This window comes from Spirulina subsalsa FACHB-351, assembly GCF_026130165.1.
GTDB lineage: Bacteria > Cyanobacteriota > Cyanobacteriia > Cyanobacteriales > Spirulinaceae > Spirulina_A > Spirulina_A subsalsa_A.
This window is the reverse complement of record NZ_JAIHOM010000108.1, coordinates 1-17,736: the sequence shown is the minus strand read 5'-3', so window position 1 is coordinate 17,736 and position 17,736 is coordinate 1. Positions and strand designations below refer to the sequence as shown.

Sequence of the window (17,736 nt, the reverse complement as noted above, 5' to 3'; positions counted from 1 at the left end):
TACGGTAGGGCATACCGGAACTCACGCTTGGGGAGAGATTCCCTCTGGCTTGGTTGGATACGTCCTGCCAAGTTAAGGAAACTCGTTGAACCAAGAATCCCTCGCTTTTAGCGATGGGAGTGTCAAGAAAGAATACAGCAGTCTGGATTCGATTATGAAGAAATTGATATAGGAGATATTACATTTAAAGCAGGTCAAGTAGAACCGATACATAGATGGTATCGTCTGACTCCAAGTTACTCACCCAATTTAGTCAGATTTTTGATTAAGGAATTTAAAATTACTCAAGATCATTTCGTATTAGATCCATTTAGTGGTAGAGGTACTACTTGTATTGAGTGCCAGAAACAGGGAATTAGATCACTTGGAATTGAGATTAATCCTCTGTTACAACAAACTGGCACTAAATCGTTGAAGTGGAAGACTAAGAACCTTAATTTAATTGAAAATTACTTAGCTGAAGTTTACAAAATAATTGAAGATTATCAAAAAATATCGCTAGATGAAGTAATTCAGTTTTTTAACACAAGAGTTCCTATTATTCATAATGTATTTAGATGGTGGAGAAAAAACGTCCTTAAGGAGTTAATAGTATGCCGAGAAGTAGCAAATACGAAATATTCTTGATTGCATCCCTTACATTTAACGATGTAGAGTCCAGCATCAGCGTAGGTAATCGATGGACAGATTAAGGTCAGGGTGAAGCTGATGCTTGAACTACATCCCACTTGCTAGGACTAGGTGTCAGGAGTTCGCGCCTCCTGTTTTTTGTGAATTCTTAACCCATCCCCTCACTCTTCCAAGCGTAAACGAACCGACTCCCGGTGAGAGTGTAACCCTTCGGCATCCGCTAAGGTTTGGATGGCTCGACCCATCTCACTTAAGGCTTTAGGGGAGTATTGAATCAAACTAGAGTGTTTCAGGAAGGTTTCCACCCCTAAAGCCGAAGAATAGCGCGCTGAACCAGAGGTGGGGAGGGTGTGATTGGGACCAGCTAAATAGTCCCCCACAGCTTCCGGGGTAGAATTGCCTAAGAAAATCGCTCCGGCATGGCGAATCTGTTCTAAGAGATCCCAAGGTTGAGCAATTTCGAGTTCTAAATGTTCCGGTGCAAAGAGATTAGAGAGTTCCGCGGCCGTGTTCAGGGAGTCTACCACAATGATTAAGCCATAGTGGGCGATCGCCTTTTCCGTCAAAATCCGTCGAGGATGGTTCTGTAACTGCTCCTGAACCTCCTGTTGGACCCGTTTGGCTAACCCCCCATCCGGTGTAATTAAAATCGCTGCCGCCATCGGATCATGTTCCGCCTGCGCCAACAAATCCGCCGCCACATGAACCGGATTCGCCTGATGATCGGCAATAATCAACACCTCCGACGGGCCAGCGAGGGAATCAATCCCCACTAAACCGTAGACCATCTTTTTGGCTAGGGTGACGTAAATATTACCCGGGCCCGTAATCACGTCCACATTGGGGATTGTATCCGTCCCGTAGGCCAACGCTGCGATCGCCTGGGCCCCTCCGACCCGATAAATTTCTGTAATTCCCGCCTCCTGCGCCGCCACCAACACCGCCGGGGAAATTTTCCCCCCTTCACTCGGCGGAGTCACCATCACAATGCGCGGCACCTGCGCCACCTTGGCGGGAATGGCGTTCATAATCACCGTACTCGGATAGGCCGCCCGCCCCCCCGGAATATATAACCCAGCCCGATCCACCGGGGTATAACGTTTCCCGAGGATCACATCATCCTCTTGAAACTGAACCCAAGACTTAGGAACCCGTTGTCGATGAAAGGCTTCCACTCGCCGACAAGCCAAGCTGATGGCATCCAAGAGATCCTTAGATACTTGTTGGTAGGCTGCATCCAGTTCCGAACCACTGACCCGTAATTGGCTCAGGGTCAGGGTTTGCCCATCAAATTTGGCGGTGTAATCTAAAAGTGCGCGATCGCCCTGTTGTCGAACCGTTTGCAGAATATCCCGCACCGTTTCTTCCACTTGAAGCGTTTCGCTGCCATGAGTGCGCCCGCCAATGCGCTGAAGTTCCGTGTGTGCCTCAGACTGCTGAGTAATAATTCGCAGCATGGAGTCAAAATGCCTTCGCTACTTCCCATTGTTTCTCTAGCTTAACTTGTATTGCCCAGACTTGCCTGCTTTTCCTCTCCTCTTCTGCCGGAAATTCTCCCCACCACTGACAATTTATCCCTTTTGACACTGGCATTTCCCCCTTTTTTTCCTCCCGGCAAAACATTCCCCCTTTGCCCTTGCCAGACTTTGACCTAAAATGTTATATTGATATGTCCTGAGTAGTGTGAGGGTGGAAAAACCTGCCATTTTCCGGTTCACCCCCAGACGAAAAGCCAGAGCCTCCCAAAGCTAATTATTTATAGCTCAAGGGGAGGAAACACTCAAAACCCCAAAACTCCAAATATATCGTTTCCCCGAACTGACCGTGGCTAATAACAAATCTGCAATTAAACGCATTCAAATTGCTGAACGGAATCGCCTGAGAAATAAGGCTTATAAGTCAGCCGTGAAAACCTTGATGAAACGTTATTTTACGGCCGTTGAAGCCTATGTACAAGAGCAAACCCCCGAGGCACTGCAAAAAGTAGACCAAGCTCGCTCCTCGGCCTACCAAAAGATCGACAAAGCCGTGAAAAGAGGGGTACTGCACGCCAACACCGGAGCGCGTCGGAAAGCCCGTTTAGCTCGTTTTTGGCGCATGACCCATGAGAAAGCCCAAGCCGTAAAGGCATAAACTGCTCAAAAAGTCAAGAGTTAAAAGTGGGCTAGACCCCATTCTTAGGCCTCTTGGCTTCTAATCCCCCTCCAGTTGGAAGGAGAAACCTAAAATTCCCCCCGAGAACTGGCAGGAAACAGCCCGTAAAACGGCTTAGTTTTTTTAGAATCCATCAGTTTAGCAAACTGGGTTGTAATGAAGTTAATTGACACCCACGTTCATATTAACTTTGCTGACTTTCAGCAAGACTTAGACGCTCTACAAACCCGTTGGCAAGAAGCTGGTGTTGTTCGTCTCGTGCATTCCTGCGTGGAGCCGAGCGAGTTTGTGAGTATTCAGGCTTTGGCCGACCGATTCCCAGAGCTATCCTTTGCCGTCGGATTACATCCCCTAGATGCCGACAAATGGGGTGAAGGAACAGCCGACGAAATTCGTCAACTGGCCCGCTCAGATTCTAGAGTCGTGGCCATTGGGGAACTCGGTTTAGACTATTACAAAGCCACCAACCAAGACCAACAGAACAAGGTTTGCCGTGTGCAGCTTCAAATCGCTGCGGAACTCGGCAAACCTGTTATCGTGCATTGTCGCGACGCAGCCGCCGATTTGCGCGATTTGCTGAGGCATCAGTCACAGGAATATGGAGAAATCCGAGGAGTAATGCACTGTTGGGGCGGTAGCCCGGAAGAAACTCAATGGTTTTTAGACCTAGGATTTTATATCAGTTTTAGTGGGATTGTCACCTTCAAGAACGCCCACAGCGTCAAAGCCTCGGCCCAAATGGTGCCTTGCGATCGCCTGCTCATTGAAACCGACTGTCCCTTTTTAGCTCCCGTCCCCCAACGAGGCAAACGCAACGAACCCGCCTTTGTGCGGTATGTTGCCGAAACCTTAGCAGACCTGCGAGGAGTCCGCCTAGAAGAACTCGCCCAACAAACCACCGCTAACGCCTGTAAGCTATTTGGGTTAAGCGAGAGCTAATCGGAGCCATATTATCAATTCTCAAGACCTCAATCCCCGTTCCCTGTTTCCACCTAATCGAGAATCGAAATGACCAACCCCACCCATAACCTACTGCCGGATCTGATTGAAATTCAACGGTCTAGCTTTCGCTGGTTTTTGGAAACCGGACTCATTGAAGAACTCAATAGTTTCTCCCCCATCACCGACTACACCGGGAAACTAGAACTGCACTTTATCGGCGAAAAATACAAACTCCACGCCCCCAAATACGACGTAGACGAAGCCAAACGGCGGGATGCCAGCTACGCCGTCCAGATGTACGTTCCCACCCGTTTAATCAACAAAGAAACCGGAGAAATCAAAGAACAGGAAGTCTTTATCGGCGACCTGCCCCTGATGACCGAACGGGGAACCTTCATCATCAACGGAGCCGAACGAGTGATCGTCAACCAAATTGTGCGATCGCCCGGAGTTTACTACAAATCCGAAACCGACAAAAACGGTCGCCGCACCTACTCCGCCTCCCTCATCCCCAACCGAGGCGCTTGGCTGAAATTTGAAACCGACAAAAACGACCTCGTGTGGGTCCGCATCGACAAAACCCGGAAACTTTCATCCCAAGTCCTGCTCAAAGCCATCGGACTCGGCGACAACGAAATCCTCGATGCCCTGCGTCACCCCGACTACTACCACAAAACCCTCGAAAAAGAAGGCAACCCCAGCGAAGACGACGCCCTGATGGAACTCTACAAAAAACTCCGTCCGGGCGAACCCCCCACCGTAAGCGGCGGTCGTCAACTGCTAGACTCCCGCTTCTTCGACAACAAACGCTACGACCTCGGCAAAGTCGGGCGCTACAAACTCAACCGCAAACTGCGGCTCAACGTCCCCGACAGCACTCGAGTCCTCACCCCCACCGACATCCTCGCCGCCATCGACTATCTAATTAACCTAGAATTCGACGTCGGCAACGTAGACGACATCGACCACCTCGGCAACCGTCGCGTCCGGTCCGTCGGCGAACTCCTGCAAAACCAAGTCCGCGTCGGCCTAAACCGCCTAGAACGCATCATCCGCGAACGGATGACCGTCTCCGAAGCCGACTCCCTCACCCCCGCCTCCCTCGTTAACCCCAAACCCCTCGTCGCGGCGATTAAAGAATTCTTTGGCTCCTCCCAACTCTCCCAGTTCATGGACCAAACCAACCCCCTCGCCGAACTCACCCACAAACGCCGGATTAGCGCCCTCGGCCCCGGCGGGTTAACCCGAGAACGGGCCGGCTTCGCCGTGCGAGACATTCACCCCTCCCACTACGGCCGCATCTGCCCCGTAGAAACCCCCGAAGGCCCCAACGCCGGACTCATTGGCTCCCTCGCCACCTTCGCCCGCGTCAACGACTACGGCTTCATCGAAACCCCCTATCGGCGCGCCCAAAACGGACGAGTCTGTTTAGATGAACCCGTCGTTTACCTCACCGCCGACGAAGAAGACGACCGCCAAGTAGCCCCCGGCGACGTAGCCACCGACGAAAACGGCTACATCCTCGGGGATGAAATTCCCGTGCGCTATCGCCAGGAATTCTCCACCACCACCCCCGACCAAGTGGACTATGTAGCCATCTCCCCCATGCAGATTGTCTCCGTAGCCACCTCCCTGATTCCCTTCCTCGAACACGACGACGCCAACCGCGCCCTCATGGGGTCCAATATGCAGCGTCAAGCCGTCCCCCTACTCAAACCAGAACGGCCCCTCGTTGGCACCGGCCTAGAAGCCCAAGCCGCCCGCGACTCCGGCATGGTGGTCGTCTCCCGTCATCAAGGCATCGTGAGTTACGTCGATGCCGAACGAGTCAAAATCAAGGTAGACCCCATCCCCCCTAGCCCCCCCGTCGAAGGCGAGGAAGCCCCCCCGACTCCAGAACCCTCCGCCCCCCAAGTTATCGAGTATCAACTGCAAAAATATCAACGCTCTAACCAAGACACCTGCTTAAACCAGCGGCCCCTCGTCTTCCCCGGAGAACCCGTCGTCCCCGGTCAAGTCCTCGCCGACGGTTCCGCCAGTGAAGGAGGAGAAATCGCCCTCGGTCAAAACATCCTCCTCGCCTATATGCCCTGGGAAGGCTACAACTACGAGGACGCCATCCTCATCAGTGAACGGCTAGTCATGGACGACATCTACACCAGCATTCACATCGAAAAATACGAAATTGAAGCCCGCCAGACCAAACTCGGCCCAGAAGAAATCACCCGGGAAATCCCCAACGTCGGGGAAGATGCCCTGCGACACCTCGACGAACGCGGCATTATTCGCATTGGGGCCTGGGTCGAATCCGGGGATATCCTCGTCGGGAAAGTCACCCCCAAAGGAGAATCCGACCAACCCCCCGAAGAAAAACTGCTGCGCGCCATCTTCGGCGAAAAAGCCCGGGACGTAAGGGACAACTCCCTGCGCGTTCCCAACGGTGAAAAAGGTCGCGTCGTCGATGTGCGCGTCTTCACCCGGGAACAAGGCGACGAACTTCCCCCCGGAGCCAACATGGTCGTCCGCGTCTACGTCGCCCAAAAACGCAAAATCCAAGTCGGGGATAAAATGGCCGGTCGTCACGGCAACAAAGGGATTATTTCCCGTATCCTGCCCATGGAAGATATGCCCTACCTGCCCGACGGTCGCCCCGTGGATATTGTCCTCAACCCCTTGGGCGTACCCTCCCGGATGAACGTGGGACAAGTCTTTGAATGTCTCCTCGGTTGGGCCGGCGAAAACCTCGGCGCACGCTTTAAAATCACCCCCTTCGATGAAATGTACGGGGAAGAAGCCTCCCGTCTCACCGTTCACGGCAAACTCGAAGAAGCCAGCCGGAAAGCTGGTCGGAATTGGGTCTTTGACCCCGAAAACCCGGGCAAAATCCAAGTCTACGACGGACGCACCGGAGAACCCTTCGACCGTCCTGTGACCGTGGGCATTGCCTATATGTTGAAACTGGTTCACCTCGTAGACGACAAAATTCACGCCCGTTCCACTGGCCCTTACTCCCTCGTCACCCAGCAACCCCTAGGAGGGAAAGCCCAACAAGGGGGACAACGGTTTGGGGAAATGGAAGTCTGGGCCCTGGAAGCTTACGGTGCCGCCTACACCTTACAAGAACTGCTCACCGTCAAGTCCGATGATATGCAGGGACGGAACGAAGCCCTCAACGCCATTGTCAAAGGGAAACCCATTCCCCGACCTGGCACTCCCGAATCCTTCAAGGTGTTAATGCGGGAACTCCAATCCTTGGGGTTAGATATTGCCGTTCATAAAGTCGAAACCGCCAAAAATGGAGACAGTCAAGATGTGGAAGTAGACCTGATGGCCGACGTTGAACGGCGACGCACCCCCAATCGTCCCACCTATGAATCTTTGACCAGCGAAGATTTACAAGAGGACGAAGTGTAAATAGGGAACACCGGATCTGGGAACAGGGAATAGGGGAATAGGGAATAACTATTAATTCCCCAACACCCTAACCCCTATTCCCTAATCCCTACACCCCAACCCCTAACCCTAATCCCTAACCCCTAACCCCTGATAATTGACATGAGAAACCCGACAGAACAGCGTTTTGATTACGTCAAAATTGGCATCGCTTCCCCCGAACGGATTCGCCAGTGGGGGGAGCGCACCCTGCCCAATGGTCAAATCGTCGGAGAAGTGACCAAACCCGAGACGATTAACTACCGCACCCTGAAACCGGAAATGGATGGTCTGTTCTGTGAACGGATTTTTGGTCCGGCCAAGGATTGGGAATGTCACTGCGGGAAATATAAACGGGTGCGCCACCGGGGTATTGTCTGCGAGCGCTGCGGAGTAGAAGTCACAGAATCCCGCGTTCGTCGTCACCGCATGGGCTTTATTAAATTAGCTGCCCCGGTGACCCATGTTTGGTACCTCAAAGGTATCCCCAGCTATTTGAGCATTTTGTTAGATATGCCCCTGCGGGATGTGGAGCAGATTGTTTATTTTAACGCCTACGTGGTCTTAGACCCCGGTAATGCCACGAACCTACAACATCGCCAATTATTGAGCGAAGACCAATGGCTCGAAATTGAAGAACAACTCTATGCTGAAGATTCGGAATTAGAAGGCATTGAGGTAGGCATTGGGGCCGAAGCAGTTCAGCGCTTACTCGCAGAGGTGAATTTAGAAGAAGAAGCCGAAAAACTGCGGGAAGAAATCACCGGAGCCAAAGGGCAAAAACGCGCCAAATTAATTAAACGGCTGCGGGTGATTGATAACTTTATTGCCACCGGGTCCCGGCCCGAGTGGATGGTGTTAGATGTCATTCCCGTGATTCCCCCCGATTTGCGCCCCATGGTGCAGTTGGATGGGGGACGTTTTGCCACCTCTGACTTAAACGACCTTTACCGTCGAGTGATTAACCGCAACAACCGTTTAGCCCGTTTACAGGAGATTCTCGCCCCGGAAATCATTGTGCGGAACGAAAAACGGATGTTACAAGAGGCGGTAGATGCCCTGATTGATAACGGACGACGAGGCCGGACGGTGGTGGGGGCGAATAACCGAGCGCTCAAGTCTTTGTCGGACATTATTGAAGGGAAACAAGGGCGTTTCCGGCAAAACCTGCTCGGAAAACGGGTGGACTATTCGGGACGGTCTGTGATTGTGGTGGGGCCGAAACTGAAGATTTATCAGTGCGGGTTGCCTCGGGAAATGGCCATTGAGTTGTTCCAGCCCTTTGTGATTCACCGTTTGATTAAGAATGGTTTGGTGAATAATATCAAGGCGGCGAAAAAGCTCATTCAACGAGGAGATGCAGCCGTGTGGGAAGTATTGGAGGAAGTGATTGCCGGACACCCTGTCCTGCTCAACCGTGCGCCAACGCTCCACCGTTTAGGGATTCAGGCGTTTGAGCCGATTTTAGTGGAGGGTCGAGCGATTCAACTCCATCCTTTAGTGTGTCCGGCGTTTAACGCGGACTTTGACGGCGACCAAATGGCGGTTCACGTTCCTCTGTCTTTGGAGTCTCAGGCGGAAGCGCGGTTATTGATGTTGGCTTGTCACAATATTTTATCTCCGGCGACGGGGAAACCGATTGTGGCTCCGTCTCAGGATATGGTGTTGGGTTGTTATTACCTGACGGCGGAAAATCCGGCGGTTCAAACTGCTGAGAAGGGAGCCGGGCGTTATTTTGCTTCGATGGATGATGCCCTGCGGGCTTTTGAACAGGGTCAGCTAGATATTCATACTTTTATTTGGCTGCGTTACAACGGCGATGTAAATACGGTGAAACCTGATGAGGAAGTGGTCAAAGAGGAGACACAAAGTGATGGCAGTGTGGTGAAGTACTATCGAGAGCGCAAGGTGCGGGAGTTACCGGATGGGGGTCAGTTCCAGTATATTCGCACGACTCCGGGCCGGATTATTTATAACAAGATGATTCGGGAGGCTTTGATTAGTTAATAGGGGTTGGTGAATAGTGAATCGTTAACGATTCACTGTTTCTCTCCCGCTCCCCCTTAGCCCCCCTAAGTGCGGGGGGAACAATGGGGGGGAAAGCCCTGCCTCTCACCCCCTTGATAATTGATGATTGACAATTGATCACTGATTGCCCCCTAACCGAGAAAATTATGTCTAAAGAACCCATTTTTTTTAACCGAATTGTTGATAAAGGTCAACTGAAAAAGCTGATTGCTTGGGCGTTCACCAATTATGGGAGTGCGCGCTGTTCTCAGGTCGCTGACCAACTCAAGGAATTAGGGTTTCGCTATGCCACCCGTGCTGGGGTATCCATTAGTGTGGATGATTTACAAGTGCCTCCAGTGAAGAAGCAAATGCTCCGAGAAGCGGAGGAAGAGGTGCGCATCACGGAAAACCGTTATCGTACCGGGGAAATTACCGAGGTGGAACGCTTCCAGAAGGTGATTGATACTTGGAATAAAACCTCAGAGACGTTGAAAGATGAGGTGGTGCGTAACTTTAAGGATACGAATCCCCTCAATAGTGTGTATATGATGGCCTTTTCTGGGGCGCGGGGGAATTTATCTCAGGTGCGTCAGTTGGTGGGGATGCGGGGCTTGATGGCTGACCCTCAAGGGGAAATTATTGGGTTGCCCATTAAGACCAATTTCCGGGAAGGCTTGACGGTGACGGAGTATATTATTTCGTCTTACGGGGCGAGGAAAGGGTTAGTAGATACGGCTTTACGGACGGCGGACTCGGGGTATTTAACCCGGCGGCTGGTGGATGTGAGTCAGGATGTGATCGTGCGGGAGGTGGACTGCGGGACGGAACGGGGGGTGATGGTGGAGGCGATGAAAGATGGCGATCGCATTTTAATCCCCCTCGCCAACCGTTTATTTGGTCGCGTCTTAGCCGAAGATGTCATTGACCCCAAAACCGGGGAAGTCGTTGCCCAGCGCAATCAACCCATTGATGAAGATGTAGCCGAACGGGTACAAAACGCTGTAGAGCGGGTCAAAGTTCGTTCGAGTTTAACCTGTGAGGCGGCACGCAGTGTCTGCCAACATTGTTATGGTTGGAGTTTAGCCCACGGCAAAATGGTCAACATGGGTGAAGCCATTGGGATTATTGCCGCCCAGTCCATTGGGGAACCGGGTACACAGTTAACCATGCGGACTTTCCACACCGGAGGGGTTTTTACTGGGGAAGTGGCGCGCAATGTACAAGCTGAACAAGCCGGAACCATTCGCTTTGACTCCAAACTCCGCACCCGCCCTGTACGGACTCGTCACGGGGACGAACGGGAACAAGTCGAAGTGGCGGGGGAAATCTTACTAGAGTTGGAGAATGGGGAGGTGATTCCCTATTCCGTTACGGCAGGTTCTCTGCTGTTTGTCAAAGTTGGGCAGAAGGTGGAGAAAGACGAACTCTTAGCCGAAGTCGCCCTACCTAAACGCCAACGCTCCACAGAAAAGGCCACGAAAGACGTGACCAGTGACTTGGCTGGAGAAGTGTTGTTTGACCGATTGGTGGAAGAAGAAAAAACCGACCGTCAAGGCAACACCACCCACATTGTCCAACGGGGGGGCTTAATTTGGGTACTCTCGGGGGAAGTGTATAACCTGCTGCCGGGGGCTGAACCTGTGGTAGAAAACGGTGCAATGCTAGAACGGGGCGATGTTCTGGCCCAGACCAAACTGGCCACCGCCCACGGAGGGGTAGTCCGTTTGACGGCCGGGAGTCGGGAAATTGAAATTATCACCGCCTCGGTGCAGTTAGACCAAGCCCGGGTACAGCGAACCGCTACGGGGGGACGGGAACAATATATTATCCAAACCGCATTAGGTCAACGGTTCTTACTCAAAGCCACCCCCGGCACCAAGTTGTTAAACCATCAAGTGGTGGCGGAACTGATTGATGACCGCTATCGCACCCACACCGGGGGGATTGTGAAATATGCCGGGGTGGAAGTGGGTCGCCTGCGGGGACGCGCTAAACAGGGCTATGAAGTGACCCAGGGGGGAACCTTAATCTGGATTCCCGAAGAATGCCATGAGGTGAATAAAGATATCTCCCTGTTACTGGTGGAAGAAGGCCAGTATGTGGAAGCGGGTACCGAAGTGGTGAAGGATATCTTCTGCCAATCCAGTGGGGTGGTGGAAGTGGTGCAGAAAAACGACATTCTGCGGGAAATGGTGATTAAACCGGGGGATTTACACCTCTTGGATGAACCGCCCCTGATGGAAGCCGATGGGCAACTCCTATCTCCGGGAACTGAGGTGTTGCCGGGTGTGGTGTTGGAAGAAATGCGCTTTGGGCAGTATTTAGACACCCCCGAAGGTGTCGCCTTGTTGTTGCGTCCGGTGGTGGAATACCAAGTGGCCGACCAGCCCGATGTGCCGTCCCAAGACTCGATTAATGATAAATCGGGCCAGAAAATCTCCCTGCGGGCGGTGCAACGTCTGCACTATAAAGATGGGGAACGGGTGCGCTCTGTGGAAGGGGTGGAATTGTTAAGCACCCAACTGGTGTTAGAAATTGAGGCCGAAGATGGGGATGAGCGGGAAATCGGCGGTTTGACAGCCGATATTGAGTTGATTCCCTTAATCAATGACGAACCGGAACCCGATGCCATTGTGACGGATCAGTTATCTATGGCCAGTGAGTCGGAAGTCTATGGCAATAGCTTAGTGGTTCAGGAGTATCTATTACAGATTGTGATTCTGGAGTCTCTGGTGATTCGCCGAGATGTGGATGCTGACCCCCTCAGTGGAGGTACGAGAACGGAGATTTTGGTCGAGGACGGTCAAGAAATCCCCAAAGGGGCCGTAGTGGCTCGCACGGCGATTCAGTGTAAGGAAGCTGGGGAAGTGCGGGGGATTCTCAAGAGTGCGGAAGCCCTACGACGAGTTTTGTTGGTCCGAGCCAGCGATCGCTTCGAGATCAACATTGAGGGAAAACCCAAAGTCAAAGTCGGGGATTTAATCGTGGCTGGTCAGGAAATCGCCTCTGGGGTCAAGAGTTCCGATTCGGGTCAAGTCGTGTCTGTTCAAGGCTCAAGCATCACCCTACGCTATGCCCGTCCTTATCGTGTCTCGGCCGGGGCTATCTTGCAAATTGGCAATGGAGATTTAGTCCAACGGGGCGATAATTTGGTGTTATTGGTGTTTGAACGGTCTAAAACCGGGGACATTATCCAAGGGTTGCCTCGGATTGAGGAACTGCTAGAAGCTCGTCGCCCGAAAGAAGCCTGTTTACTCGCTCGTCGTCCGGGAACCGCTCAGGTGGTCTATGGGGATGATGAGTCGGTGGATATCAAGATTATTGAGGAAGAGGGGGTGATTACGGATTATCCCCTCAGTCCGGGTCAAAATGTCATTGTCTCTGATGGTCAAGAGGTGGAAGTGGCGGAACCGTTAACTGATGGCCCATCTAATCCCCACGAAATTCTCGAAACTTACTTTGAGTATTACAAGGATCTCAAAGGGGTTTATGAGGCGGCCTTAATTGGTTTACAAAAAGCCCAGATGTTCCTGGTCGAAAGTGTCCAAGGGGTGTATCAGTCCCAAGGCATTGAGATTTCTGACAAACACATTGAGGTGATTGTGCGGCAGATGACCTGTAAAGTGCGCATCGACGACGGGGGAGACACGACGATGTTACCCGGTGAGTTGGTGGAGTTACGCCAGGTGGAACAGGTGAACGAAGCAATGGGCATTACGGGGGCGGCTCCGGCGCGCTATACTCCGGTCTTGTTGGGGATTACTAAAGCGTCCTTGAATACGGATAGTTTTATCAGTGCGGCCAGTTTCCAAGAAACCACCCGGGTGTTAACGGAGGCGGCTATTGAAGGGAAATCTGATTGGCTGCGGGGTCTGAAGGAGAACGTGATTATCGGGCGTTTAATTCCGGCTGGGACGGGTTTCCATCTCCATGAAGACTTACCCCTGAGTAGCTTAGATTTCGAGAGTTCTGGGGGCTTGCCTACGGGTCTTTACGGGTTTGGGGGAGGGGATTTAACCCCTGACCGGGATCTCAGTGAGACGATGGTCTATCCTGAGCGCGCTGGGACGGGTTTAGCCGGGGGTCGTCCTTTGGATGAAGATGTGGTGTTGGATGACCAAACGGCTCGGGCTTATAGTGTGGAGGATGCTGATCCGGACTCGGATTTTGATGCCTCGGATGAGTTCAATGAGTTCTATGAGGAGGAGTAAATCTTAAGGTAATTCTCAATTATCAATTATCAGTTCCCTACTACCTATTACCTAAACAACCCCACCCCACTTACGGGATGGGGTTTCTCGGAGAAAGATCATGAATATCCCCCTTGAAGAGAATCAAGCTATCCCCCCATCTTCTCTCTCAGAGCAAGGTGGCCAAGAACAAGAGGGACATTCTCACCCCCATTCCCATGTTCATAATCCTGAATCTCAACGGCAGATTATTAATCGTCTCTCCCGGATTGAAGGTCATATTCGGGGGATAAAAACAATGGTCAGTGAAGATCGTCACTGTCCCGAGGTGTTGATTCAGATTGCGGCGGTGCGAGGTGCATTGGATCGGGTGGCTCGTTTGATTTTAGATGAGCATTTAACGGCTTGTGTAGCCCGCGCTGCTCATGATGGGAACATTGAGGCAGAATTAAGCGAGTTAAAAGCGGCGTTGGATCGCTTTTTACCGTAAACTTTGTGAGAATCAGTCGATGAATAAGTTACAGCGTAAAGGTTTGGTGGTGTTGAGTGAGATGGCGTTAGGCTTGAGTCTAGCGATCGCCTTTTCCACTCTGACCAACCATATTGCCCTGGCTCAAACCCCAAGCCCGGCTACGGGGATGGCCGGGATCAATTGGTTTCAAGCCTTGGTGTTGGGCATGGTACAAGGCTTAACGGAATTTATCCCCATTAGTAGCACTGCACACCTCAAGGCCATTCCGGTGTTCTTGGGCTGGGGAGATCCCGGTGTCACTTTTACCGCCGTGGTGCAATTGGGCAGTATTGGGGCGGTGTTATGGTATTTTCGGCAGGATTTAATTGAGTTAACTTGGGGGGCGATCACTCAATTACGGATTCTCGCCTCTAAGAAGGAACTCCCCCCCCCAACTCCAATCCCTCAGACCGCAGAGGGCCATTATCCCCCCTCCCCAGCCTTATCCCTGAAAATTGCCATTGGGATTGCGGTGGGGACTTTACCGATTGTAATTGTGGGGTTAGGATTTAAGCTGTTTATCCCGGATTTGGATAACTCTCCTTTGCGGAGTATGAACACCATTGCGATCGCCTCCATTGTGATGGCCTCTCTGTTAGGATTAGCCGAAAAGCTAGGCCAACGCCGCCGGGATTTTGACCACCTCACCACCCAGGACGGGATTTTGATGGGAATCGCCCAAGCCTTAGCCATTATCCCCGGTGTCTCTCGTTCCGGTTCCACCATCACCGCCGCCCTCTTTATAGGCTTAGAACGCGCCACAGCAGCCCGGTTTTCCTTCCTTTTGGGCATTCCCGCCATTACCCTCGCGGGATTAGTGGAACTGAAAACGGAAGTGTTAGATGCCAACGTGGGGGCCGAACAGTGGATTCCCCTAGGACTTGGGGTTTTTTCGTCGGCCGTTTTTTCTTACCTTGCGATCGCCTGGTTAATGAACTATCTACAAAAACAAAGTACCTGGCTCTTTGTGTGGTATCGTCTCGCCTTCGGGATTGTCATTCTCATCGCTTCTGCCTTTGGCCTCTTTGCCAATGTCTAGTCAAACCCTAGCCGATTATGCCTATCCAACCCGCCAAAATTAGCCGCGTCCTTCCCGACTCCATCGCCGAAGAAATCGGCTTTGAAGTTGGGGATGCCATAGTCTCAATCAACGGCACTCAACCTCGGGATCTCATTGACTATCAATTCCTCTGCGCCGATGAAATCCTAGAACTCACCGTTATAGATCAACAGGGACAATATCACGAACTCGAAATTGAAAAAGACTACGAAGAAAACCTAGGCTTAGAATTTGAAACAGCCCTCTTTGATGGCTTAATTCAATGTAATAATCATTGTCCCTTCTGCTTTATTGATCAACAGCCTCCCGGTAAACGGGATAGCTTATACTTCAAAGACGACGACTATCGCCTAAGCTTTCTCTACGGGAGTTATTTAACCCTAACCAATCTCCCCCCCAAAGAATGGCAACGCATCGAACAGATGCGACTTTCTCCCCTCTACGTCTCTGTTCATGCCACTGAACCAGATATTAGAATTCGCCTCTTAAAAAACCCTCGCGCTGGGGATATTTTAAATCAATTCCAATGGTTTCAAGAACGACGCTTACAAATTCATGCTCAAGTGGTTATTTGTCCGGGCATTAATGACGGAATCCACCTCGAAAAAACCCTCTTAGACCTAGCACAATTCCACTCAGGAGAAATTCCTACTATTCTCTCCGCTGCCGTCGTTCCCGTAGGACTCACCCGTTTTCGTCCTAGTCTCGATGAACTCACCCCCGTCACCCCAGAAGACGCAAAACAGGTCATTGAGCAAGTCCAAACCCTACAACAAAAATTTCAACCACAATTAGGCACAACTTTCGCCTGGTTAGCGGATGAATGGTTTCTCATTGCTCAACAGGAACTTCCTCCAGAAGACCATTATGAAGATTACCCTCAAATCGGTAACGGAGTGGGTTCAATTCGCCAATTTATTAAAGAGTTTCACCAGACAGTAGATCAATTTGTGGCAGCTACTAACTTAGTCGAAGTTCATCCCCCCCGCCGTCTTACTTGGGTGGTCGGAAATGCGGTAAAAACAGCCTTTAAACCCCTTGTCCAACGCTTAAATGACTTAGAAGGTCTAGAGGTGCAACTTGCCCCCTTAAAAAGTGATTATTGGGGAATTGATATTGCGGTAACAGGCCTCTTAACTGGACAAGATTTATTACAAGGATTAGCCCATCAAGAATTAGGGGATGGGCTATTATTACCCTCGGTAATGTTGAAACATGACGATACCTTGTTTCTGGATGATCTCAGTGTTGAAATTGTCTCTGAGCAACTGAATGTTCCTATTTTTGTCATTGCTGGTATTGAAGATTTACTGAAAGTTTGTTCAAATAAGAAACTAAGAAAGCTAAAACAATTTGCTGATGAAGTGGGTTTTTCTGGATGGGTTTCTTTTAAGGATTAAACCGCTTGACTAATACATTCTCAGAGGTATAAATTTCTAAAGGAATTCCCGCCTCACTACTAATGCGTTCGAGGGTTTGTTCTAGGGTAAAAATGTGATCCAATAAGTCTACTTGAGCGGAAAAATTATTACTTTGTTGGGCAATTCTGGCGTTGGCTTGGATTTCTTCAATGTAGGTGGGAGTTAAACGAACCCGAATTAAACGATCGGTTACGGTGTACACACAAATTAAATCCTCGGACTTACAAACTCGCTCTAAATTGGCTCTAGCTTGGCGGACTTGTAAGGATTCTCTTAATCGGGATTCGGCCTCCGTTAAAGCGTCGGCGTAGGATTTCATCAGGGGTTGGGCTTTGGCATAATTAAAGGAGGTATTGGGGACTTGCTCAATGTAGTTGACGGCACTACGCCAGTGGCTGACGGCTTCTGACCATTGATTGCGCGTTTCGGCACTTTGGGCGAGTTGGGCTAGACGAACGGCTTGATTATAGGCATCGGTGGCGAATACTTCGTTGCGCTCCCGTTCTCGGGCGGCGGAGAGTCTGGGTAAATAGAGGCTTAATTGCTGTTGGGCTTCTGCGTAGGGGGTGGTGCCAGACTGTATGGCTTGCAAGCGTTGGACGGCGGTTTCCCACGTGGCGGAGGCGAGTTGTAGGTCTTGTAAGGATTGGGCGATGCCTTGGCGAGCTTCGGCGATTTTGGCGGCTTCTTGGGCGGCGGCGAAACTCTCGACGGCTTCCTGTTCTAGGCGTAGACGACGATTGATGACGCTCAGATTTTGACGGTACTCCTGTATTTTGTTCTGGGCGAAGTCATAAAAGGGGCTGTTGGCGGGTAAACGGCCCAGTTGTGCGATCGCCTCTCGCCAATTTCCTTGGGCCGATTCCCAGCGGGCCGCCGGATGGGGGGGATTTTGACTTAAGTTGGCCCCTTGGGAGGCTAAACTCAGGGCGGCGACTAATTCCGCTAATCGTTGAGAGGTGGTGTCATACTCTGCGATCAATCCTTGGGCTTGGTCGTGCTTACCGGACCAAGGGGGAATGGATTGCAGCAAGTCAAGGGCTTGATTGAGTTGCTGTTGGGCTTGTAGGATAGCCTGACCGGAGGGGGGGGCTTCCAGAGTGTTTAACGCCCGCCCCGCTAATTCTTCTGCTACGTCCATCGTTTCACAAGCCCGCAAGACACAAGGGCGACTCAGGACGTATAAACTCCCAAAAAACACCACAATACTTAAGGCGGCCCCGGCAATCACGACGGACAACCAGAATTTTTCCGGTCTTTCTAGATCATCTTCTTCCCCAAACTCCGCCATCATCTCATCAAGATTGAGAGAATCTAGATCCAGATCTACATCGGAGAATTCCCCCTCTGGAGCGGGGGGAGAGGCTGGGGCGGGGGGAGATGAGG

The 17,736-nt window shown here is 51.3% G+C and carries 11 protein-coding genes; 9 read left to right on the top strand and 2 right to left on the bottom strand.

Annotation, left to right across the window (positions count from 1 at the left end; genetic code table 11):
• The first annotated feature begins 132 nt into the window (after nucleotides 1-132).
• Entirely contained in the window at nucleotides 133-627 is a 495-nt protein-coding gene (locus K4A83_RS17725) for a DNA methyltransferase (protein ID WP_321161036.1), read from the top strand.
• Between the two features lie 164 nt (nucleotides 628-791).
• On the opposite strand, the gene hisD is transcribed toward K4A83_RS17725, so the two are convergent.
• Complete coding sequence (hisD, locus tag K4A83_RS17720) at nucleotides 792-2,087, bottom strand: histidinol dehydrogenase (protein ID WP_265265986.1); 1,296 nt, start codon at nucleotides 2,085-2,087, stop codon at nucleotides 792-794.
• A 367-nt stretch (nucleotides 2,088-2,454) separates the two neighbouring features.
• Here hisD and rpsT point away from each other — a divergent pair, with 367 nt between their 5' ends.
• From rpsT to K4A83_RS17680, 8 genes are all read left to right on the top strand, one after another.
• Nucleotides 2,455-2,763: a 30S ribosomal protein S20 gene (gene rpsT / locus K4A83_RS17715; RefSeq protein WP_265265984.1), complete on the top strand. Its 309-nt coding sequence runs from the start codon at nucleotides 2,455-2,457 to the stop codon at nucleotides 2,761-2,763.
• A 177-nt stretch (nucleotides 2,764-2,940) separates the two neighbouring features.
• Nucleotides 2,941-3,723, top strand: a complete 783-nt coding sequence (locus tag K4A83_RS17710) for a TatD family hydrolase (RefSeq protein ID WP_265265983.1) — start codon at nucleotides 2,941-2,943, stop codon at nucleotides 3,721-3,723.
• A 69-nt stretch (nucleotides 3,724-3,792) separates the two neighbouring features.
• Complete coding sequence (gene rpoB, locus K4A83_RS17705) at nucleotides 3,793-7,140, top strand: DNA-directed RNA polymerase subunit beta (RefSeq protein ID WP_265265982.1); 3,348 nt, start codon at nucleotides 3,793-3,795, stop codon at nucleotides 7,138-7,140.
• A 141-nt stretch (nucleotides 7,141-7,281) separates the two neighbouring features.
• Complete coding sequence (locus K4A83_RS17700; RefSeq protein ID WP_265265980.1) at nucleotides 7,282-9,165, top strand: DNA-directed RNA polymerase subunit gamma; 1,884 nt, start codon at nucleotides 7,282-7,284, stop codon at nucleotides 9,163-9,165.
• A gap of 167 nt (nucleotides 9,166-9,332) precedes the next feature.
• On the top strand, nucleotides 9,333-13,379 hold the full coding sequence (locus tag K4A83_RS17695; RefSeq protein WP_265265979.1) for a DNA-directed RNA polymerase subunit beta': 4,047 nt from the start codon (nucleotides 9,333-9,335) through the stop codon (nucleotides 13,377-13,379).
• A gap of 100 nt (nucleotides 13,380-13,479) precedes the next feature.
• Nucleotides 13,480-13,848: a metal-sensitive transcriptional regulator gene (locus K4A83_RS17690; protein WP_265265978.1), complete on the top strand. Its 369-nt coding sequence runs from the start codon at nucleotides 13,480-13,482 to the stop codon at nucleotides 13,846-13,848.
• Nucleotides 13,849-13,996: 148 nt separating this feature from the next.
• Nucleotides 13,997-14,908, top strand: a complete 912-nt coding sequence (locus K4A83_RS17685; RefSeq protein ID WP_407810104.1) for an undecaprenyl-diphosphate phosphatase — start codon at nucleotides 13,997-13,999, stop codon at nucleotides 14,906-14,908.
• A gap of 17 nt (nucleotides 14,909-14,925) precedes the next feature.
• On the top strand, nucleotides 14,926-16,329 hold the full coding sequence (locus K4A83_RS17680; protein ID WP_265265976.1) for a TIGR03279 family radical SAM protein: 1,404 nt from the start codon (nucleotides 14,926-14,928) through the stop codon (nucleotides 16,327-16,329).
• Here the strand turns inward: K4A83_RS17680 and K4A83_RS17675 are convergent.
• On the bottom strand, nucleotides 16,319-17,736 hold a 1,418-nt coding region (locus K4A83_RS17675), incomplete at its 5' end, for a hypothetical protein (protein ID WP_265265975.1). The genes K4A83_RS17680 and K4A83_RS17675 overlap by 11 nt on opposite strands.

Bases quoted from the DNA above. Each gene is read 5' to 3' on its own strand.
- K4A83_RS17695 (WP_265265979.1), top strand. From the start codon at position 9,333: ATGTCTAAAGAACCCATTTTTTTTAACCGAATTGTTGATAAAGGTCAA.
- K4A83_RS17710 (WP_265265983.1), top strand. From the start codon at position 2,941: ATGAAGTTAATTGACACCCACGTTCATATTAACTTTGCTGACTTTCAG.
- K4A83_RS17700 (WP_265265980.1), top strand. From the start codon at position 7,282: ATGAGAAACCCGACAGAACAGCGTTTTGATTACGTCAAAATTGGCATC.
- rpoB (WP_265265982.1), top strand. From the start codon at position 3,793: ATGACCAACCCCACCCATAACCTACTGCCGGATCTGATTGAAATTCAA.
- hisD (WP_265265986.1), bottom strand. From the start codon at position 2,087: ATGCTGCGAATTATTACTCAGCAGTCTGAGGCACACACGGAACTTCAG.
- K4A83_RS17690 (WP_265265978.1), top strand. From the start codon at position 13,480: ATGAATATCCCCCTTGAAGAGAATCAAGCTATCCCCCCATCTTCTCTC.
- K4A83_RS17685 (WP_407810104.1), top strand. From the start codon at position 13,997: ATGGCCGGGATCAATTGGTTTCAAGCCTTGGTGTTGGGCATGGTACAA.
- K4A83_RS17680 (WP_265265976.1), top strand. From the start codon at position 14,926: ATGCCTATCCAACCCGCCAAAATTAGCCGCGTCCTTCCCGACTCCATC.